The sequence below is a fragment of the Algoriphagus sp. genome (genome assembly GCF_029254265.1).
Classification (GTDB): domain Bacteria; phylum Bacteroidota; class Bacteroidia; order Cytophagales; family Cyclobacteriaceae; genus Algoriphagus.
The window spans coordinates 24,375-30,866 of the sequence record NZ_JAQWXX010000028.1; the positions used below are offsets into that span (position 1 = coordinate 24,375).

General features: G+C 42.8%; 5 protein-coding genes. 2 read left to right on the plus strand and 3 right to left on the minus strand.

Annotation, left to right across the window (positions count from 1 at the left end):
• The first annotated feature begins 6 nt into the window (after positions 1 to 6).
• Complete coding sequence (locus P8O16_RS04050) at positions 7 to 1,146, plus strand: acyl-CoA dehydrogenase family protein (RefSeq protein WP_300311132.1); 1,140 nt, start codon at positions 7 to 9, stop codon at positions 1,144 to 1,146.
• A gap of 181 nt (positions 1,147 to 1,327) precedes the next feature.
• On the opposite strand, the gene P8O16_RS04055 is transcribed toward P8O16_RS04050, so the two are convergent.
• From P8O16_RS04055 to P8O16_RS04065, 3 genes are all read right to left on the minus strand, one after another.
• Positions 1,328 to 2,062: an MIP/aquaporin family protein gene (locus P8O16_RS04055; RefSeq protein ID WP_300311124.1), complete on the minus strand. Its 735-nt coding sequence runs from the start codon at positions 2,060 to 2,062 to the stop codon at positions 1,328 to 1,330.
• A gap of 54 nt (positions 2,063 to 2,116) precedes the next feature.
• Positions 2,117 to 3,616 carry a glycerol kinase GlpK gene (glpK, locus tag P8O16_RS04060; protein ID WP_300311126.1) on the minus strand — a complete coding sequence of 500 codons (1,500 nt, stop codon included), beginning with the start codon at positions 3,614 to 3,616 and terminating at the stop codon, positions 2,117 to 2,119.
• A gap of 72 nt (positions 3,617 to 3,688) precedes the next feature.
• Positions 3,689 to 5,251 (minus strand): glycerol-3-phosphate dehydrogenase/oxidase, encoded by a 1,563-nt coding sequence (locus P8O16_RS04065; RefSeq protein WP_300311128.1) that lies wholly within the window; start codon positions 5,249 to 5,251, stop codon positions 3,689 to 3,691.
• 126 nt (positions 5,252 to 5,377) lie between these two features.
• On the opposite strand from P8O16_RS04065, the gene P8O16_RS04070 reads away from it, so the two are divergent.
• The gene (locus P8O16_RS04070; protein ID WP_300311130.1) at positions 5,378 to 6,139 is read left to right on the plus strand and encodes a DeoR/GlpR family DNA-binding transcription regulator; all 762 of its coding nucleotides are present in this window, start codon (positions 5,378 to 5,380) and stop codon (positions 6,137 to 6,139) included.
• Positions 6,140 to 6,492: the final 353 nt, after the last annotated feature.

Consider the following 6,492-nt stretch of genomic DNA (forward strand, 5'->3'; position numbering starts at 1 on the left):
AACATGATGAATTTTTCAGAAAACGAAAATCAGAAGATGATCGCTCAGATGATCCGAGATTTCGGCACGAAAGAAATCACTCCTCTTAGAAAAGAATGGGATGATCAATCTCATTTTCCAAAGCCACTTTTCAAAAAACTAGGTGAGCTCGGATTGATGGGTGTCTTGATCCCTACAGAATATGGGGGTTCAGGATTTGGATACTTTGAGTATGTGACTGCGATTGTGGAACTTTCCAAGCTTGATCCATCCATCGGCCTTTCTATGGCTGCCCACAATTCCCTTTGCACCAATCATATCTTCATGTTTGGAAATGAGGAGCAAAAAAGAAAGTACATTCCAAAGCTAGCTTCCTGTGAATGGCTTGGTGCTTGGGGCCTGACTGAACCAAATACAGGTTCGGATGCCGGAAATATGAAGACCGTCGCAATCAAGGATGGCGATCACTATATCTTGAATGGGGCAAAAAACTTTATTACACACGGTGCATCAGGAGATGTAGCGGTAGTGATTGCAAGAACAGGCGAAGTGGGAGATTCTCATGGAATGACCGCTTTTGTGATTGAGCGAGGAACTCCAGGATTTGAAGGCGGTAGAAAAGAAGATAAGTTGGGAATGAGAGCTTCCGAAACTGCTGAAATGATTTTTACAGATTGCCGAGTACACGAAAGCCAAGTTCTTGGTGAAGTAGGAGATGGATTTATTCAATCCATGAAAGTGCTAGACGGAGGTAGAATTTCCATTGCGGCCTTATCCTTAGGAATCGCAGAAGGAGCACTTGAAGCTTCTATAGCCTACTCCAAAGAGCGTCATCAGTTCAATAAGCCGATCAGTTCTTTCCAAGGCATTTCCTTCAAACTTGCCGATATGGCAACACAGGTAGAGGCATCCAAATTGTTGATCTATAAAGCCTGTGATTTGAAAAATCGAGGTGAGAAAGTAACCCTAGCTGGAGCACAAGCCAAATTATATGCTTCTGAAGTCTGCGTATCAGTTTCTAATGAGGCTGTTCAAATCTTCGGTGGCTATGGCTTTACGAAAGATTATCCAGTAGAGAAATTCTACCGTGACTCCAAGCTTTGTACTATCGGAGAAGGCACGAGCGAAATCCAAAAATTGGTTATTTCGAGAGAAATACTTCGGTAATTCAGAAGGTTGAAATTAGCAAGTTGAAAAAATGAAAAAGCTGAAATCCGGAAGGGTTTCAGCTTTTTTGATAGAATTGTATTTTTAGGGATTATAATCGCCAAATATCCCTATAATCGGGGATTACGATCCCTGAATTTACATTTTTGGAGATACTTCTGGGGTTTTAAATAGGCTTAGTTCAACCTCCAGCCACTAAATAAAATCCTGCGGCCAAGGCAGCACCGGTGATTGGACCCAGAATCGGAATCCAGGCGTAAGACCAGTCAGTAGGACCTTTGCCTTTAATCGGTAAAAGTTGGTGCATCAATCTTGGTCCAAAATCACGAGCCGGATTGATCGCGTATCCGGTAGTTCCACCCAATGACAATCCAATTACCCAAACCAGAAAAGCAACTGGAATTGCCCCTAATGATCCCATTCCGATCGGAGTCTCTGTGGCATCCCCGAGCTTAACTCCGGAATTATAAAGAATCACTAAAATCAAGACAAAAGTGCCTAGCAACTCAGATAGAAAATTCAGTTTAATATTTCGAATAGCTGGTCCGGTTCCAAATGGAGCAGCAATAATTCCAGGATCAGTTTCTGCTTCATAATGGTCTTTATACATCAGCCAAGCCAATCCAACACCAACCATTGCTCCTGAAATTTGGGAAAGAATATACCCAGGTGCCATAGCCCAATCAAACTGCCCAGTGATTCCCAGACCTATGGTAACAGCAGGATTCAAATGTGCTCCACTGTGTGGTCCCGCTACCACCACCCCCACGAATACGGCGAGTGCCCAAGCAGTAGAGATTTCCATGATTCCCCCACCACTTCCTTTGGTATGGGGTAAAAGCATATTGGCGACAACTCCGGAACCTAAAAGTAAAAGCAAGCCTGTTCCGATAAATTCTGCTAAGTATGGATTCATAAGGTTGATAGGGTGGGTTTATTGGGAATTGTAGTTCAAGTTAAAAGGATTTGTTTATTCGATCCAGTTTTTAGATCGTTCCACAGCTTTGTGCCAAAAATGTAGCATTTTTTCTCGTTTTTCGCCATCCATCTCTGGGGTAAAGCTTCGATCTGCGGTCCAAAGTGCTTGAAGCTCTTCTTGGCTTTCCCAGAATCCCACTGCCAGACCAGCCAAAAATGCTGCTCCGATTGCGGTCGTTTCGATAATCTCAGGACGCTTGATTTCGCAATCCAATAAGTCAGCCTGAAACTGCATCAAAAAGTTATTTGCTGTGGCTCCACCATCGACGCGGAGTTCGGTAGTCCGTTTTCCACTGTCTTTTTCCATGGCTTTCAACACATCGTAAACTTGGTAAGCGATCGCTTCCAAGGCGGCTCTAGAAAAATGTGCAATAGTAGTTCCTCTTGTGATCCCAAAGAATGCCCCACGAGCATTTTGGTCCCAATGCGGCGCACCAAGACCAGCTAAAGCCGGCACGAAGTAAACACCATCATTATCGGCAAGGCTCAAAGCCAATTTCTCTGATTCTTTTGCATTTCCAAATAGTTCTATCCCATCACGAAGCCATTGGATCGCTGCTCCACCTATGAAAACTGACCCTTCGAGTGCATAATTGATTTCGTCTCCTATCTTCCAAGCTACTGTGGTCAGTAGTTGATTTTTGGAACGGACAGCCTTATTTCCAGTATTCATCACCAAAAAGCAACCCGTACCATAGGTGGTTTTGGCCATTCCAGGTTCGATACAAAGTTGGCCGAAAAGTGCTGCCTGCTGATCACCAGCTATTCCAGCTATCGGGATTTTAGTGCTTAGGACATCCCCTGTAGTTTCGCAATAGATTTCGGAGCAGGATTTTACTGCTGGGAGCATGGATGTTGGTACGCCAAATAGCTCCAATAATTCCTCATCCCATTCCTGGGTATGGATGTTGAAAAGCATGGTTCGACTGGCATTGGTGATGTCAGTCAAGTGATTTTTTCCAGCGGTGAGATTCCATACCAACCAAGAATCAACTGTGCCGAAAGCTAATTCTCCGGCTTCGGCTTTTGCTCGGGCACCATCTACATTCTCCAGAATCCATCTGATTTTGGTGGCAGAAAAATAAGCATCGATGATTAGTCCGGTCTTAGAAGCGATCATTTCAGCATGTCCTTTTTCTTTGAGACTGTCGCAAAAAGCGGCTGTTCTTCGGTCTTGCCAAACAATCGCATTGTATAGCGCCTTTCCTGTTTTTCGATCCCAAACAATCGTAGTTTCTCGCTGATTAGTGATGCCGATACCTGCAATCTGATCCGCTCGAATCCCTTTATTGACCAAGGCTTCAATCATCACCGCGGACTGTGAGGTCCAGATTTCTTCCGGATCATGCTCCACCCAGCCCTGATTCGGGAAATGTTGTTTGAATTCCTTTTGGGCAGTGGAGATTATTTTTCCTTTTTTATCAAATACAATAGCTCTGGAACTGGTGGTTCCTTGATCCAGCGATAGTATATAGGGTTTGGTTTGGGTCATTGGGCTTTTTATTTTTCAAATTGAATTCTTAAAATAATTGATGTCAGCGAACAAACGATTAAAATACGTTGACTATTTGATTAAATACTTTAAGGCAGTTTTTTGGAAGTCTGCAAGTTCGGTTTTGATCCAAGCATCATCCTTCCCCATTTCCTCCGCCATCAACTTGACCACCTTTGGAGCGGAATCAATTGCCGCCTGTGCATCAAGTATCAGCATTCGAATTCTTCTGGAAAGTACATCATCGAGTTTTACTGCCATTTCATTTCGGATTGCCCAGATGACTTCGGCTAGGATATTTGGAAAGTCTGGGTGGATCTTTTCTTTCCATTCGGGATGGCTTTCTGCCAAAGCATGGATTGCGGTTGCATCTGTCCCGTAGATTCCCCAATGCCCTTTTTCTGGCTTGGTGGTATTTCCCTGGATTTTCATATCGGAGGAAGTGGAGGCATTTGGTTTCTCTCCAGTTACTTGCTCGAAATAATCCACCGTGTCTTCACCCATTTTGCGGAAGGTAGTCCACTTTCCACCAGTTAAGGTAACAAGTCCGCTTTCTGAAAGGATAACCTTGTGTGATCGGGAGATTTCCTTGGTTTTAGTACTACCTTCTTTTGGTCTAGCCAGAGGTCTAAGACCTGCGAATACCGCTTTCACATCTGCTCGAGTTGGCACTTTGGTAAGGTAACCGGCAGCTGTTTCTAGTACAAAGTCAATTTCTTTTTGCAAGGCTTCAGGTTCCAATTTTGGATTTTCCCGAAGTGTATCAGTCGTCCCCACTACCAATTTACCATGCCAAGGAACTGCAAAAAGTACCCGTCCATCTTTTGTTTTTGGAATCATCAAGGCATCTGTTCCACCTAAGAAATCCAAGTCCATGACTAAGTGAATCCCCTGGCTAGGCTGTATCATCTTTGGCGCTTCAGGATTGTCCATTTGGAGGATTTTGTCGGCAAAAACTCCAGTGGCATTGACTACCATTCTGGCGTTTATAGTATAGTTATGCTTTCCTATTTCATCACGGACTTTTAATCCGGTAATTTTTCCAGAATCGTTTTTAATTAGATCGGCCACTTTGGTGTAGTTCAGGATGCAGGCTCCAGCCGCATCAGCCGTTTGAGCGATAGCTACGGCGAGTCGAGCATCATCAAATTGCCCATCGTAATATACCACACCTCCCATCAGCCCTTTTTGCTTGATGGCTGGAAGCCTTGAGATGGTATCCGATTTGGAGATCCACTTCGATTTTCCGATTCGAAGGTTTCCTGCCATCCAGTCGTATATTTTCAATCCGACTGTGTATTGAATGCGGTCAAACCAAGTATAAATCGGAATAATAAAAGGTTGATCATGGGCGAGGTGCGCAGCATTTTTCAATAATCTTCCCCGTTCTTTCAGTGCTTCTAAAACCAACATCACATCTCCTTGAGCCAAATAGCGAACTCCTCCATGGACTAGTTTGGTGCTTCGGCTGGAGGTACCTTTTGCAAAATCCGCTTTCTCTAAAAGTAAAACAGACATTCCCCTGGATATCGCATCCAAGGCAACACCTAATCCTGAGGAACCTCCGCCAATAATGGCAATGTCCCAGATTTTGGTTCCGTCTTTGAGTTGGCTTAAGTTTTCTTCTCTATTCATATCATTTCTCCTCTTCTACAAAAGTAAACGAAAGGAAATAAAAAGAAAGAAAAAGAAACAAAAAGAATCCAAAATATTTCAATTCGATTTCTTTTTGAGTAGTTTTAGATTTCAAACGAAAGGGAAATGACCATTGCCGAGCGACATAAATACATTTTAGACGAACTGAATCGAGCTGGATTTGTCTCGGTCTCCGAACTTGCCAAAAACATGGAAGTGACCATGGTGACGATTCGTAAAGACTTGAAAATCCTGGAGGACAAGGGTTTGCTTTTTCGGTCCCATGGTTCTGCTACGCCGGTTTCGCCCTATGTTTCTGATCGCTCTGTCCAGGTGAAAAAGCTGGAACAGGTTGCAGAGAAAACCAAGATTGCAGAAAAGGCCTTGGATTTTTTGGAAGAGAAAGAAGCCATTTTGATCGGTTCGGGAACAACCGTAGTTGCTTTTGCGCAAGCAATTCCAAAAAATAAATCGCTCACTGTCCTCACCGCAGCCATGAATGTAACCCTGGCACTGATTGATAATCCTGAAGTGGAACTAGTACAATTGGGTGGAGTAGTGCGAAAAAGTAGTAGCTCTGCAGTAGGGCATTACGCTGAGGAGATGCTGAAAAACTTTGCCTGTAGCAAGCTTTTTCTAAGCGTGGATGGAATCAGTCTGGAACACGGATTGACTACCTCAAATATGATGGAGGCTCATCTAAATGCTCAGATGATCCGGTCAGTTCAAAAGACAATTGTACTGGCAGATAGCCGGAAATTTGGCAGAAAAGGCTTTGGGAAGATCTGTGAACTTGAGGATATTGACGTGATTATAACAGACGCAGGGATTCCGGAGATCTATCGTCAAAAATTGGAGGAAAAGGGGATAGAAGTGCTGATTGTTTAAAATAAAGGTTCAGCGATTAGTTTTAAAATATGTTAGTAAACTTTCTCTGTTTTTTAAGGATTAATATATTAGTAAGCGTAACCATGTATTAGTATGGATTTTAAACACAAGACTTTAATCATTATTGCTAAACTAGCATTCCTTTTTTTTTGGGGTTGTAATGGTGAGAAAAAGATAAAATCAGGAAATTATTTTATTAACCTTGAAGAAAAAACTTTCCTTTTACCAGATACTATATGCTCTTTCCGATTAAAAGTTGGACTAGTTACGCTGCGATTTTAAAGTTATAATATTCATTTGGTGTTTTCATATTTAAGGCAGAATGGGGAGCAAATGTGTTGTATTCTTCTACC

Excerpts from the sequence above, each read along its gene's own strand:
- P8O16_RS04050 (WP_300311132.1), top strand. The coding sequence starts at position 7 with ATGAATTTTTCAGAAAACGAAAATCAGAAGATGATCGCTCAGATGATC.
- P8O16_RS04065 (WP_300311128.1), bottom strand. The coding sequence starts at position 5,251 with ATGAATAGAGAAGAAAACTTAAGCCAACTCAAAGACGGAACCAAAATC.
- P8O16_RS04070 (WP_300311130.1), top strand. The coding sequence starts at position 5,378 with ATGACCATTGCCGAGCGACATAAATACATTTTAGACGAACTGAATCGA.
- P8O16_RS04055 (WP_300311124.1), bottom strand. The coding sequence starts at position 2,062 with ATGAATCCATACTTAGCAGAATTTATCGGAACAGGCTTGCTTTTACTT.
- glpK (WP_300311126.1), bottom strand. The coding sequence starts at position 3,616 with ATGACCCAAACCAAACCCTATATACTATCGCTGGATCAAGGAACCACC.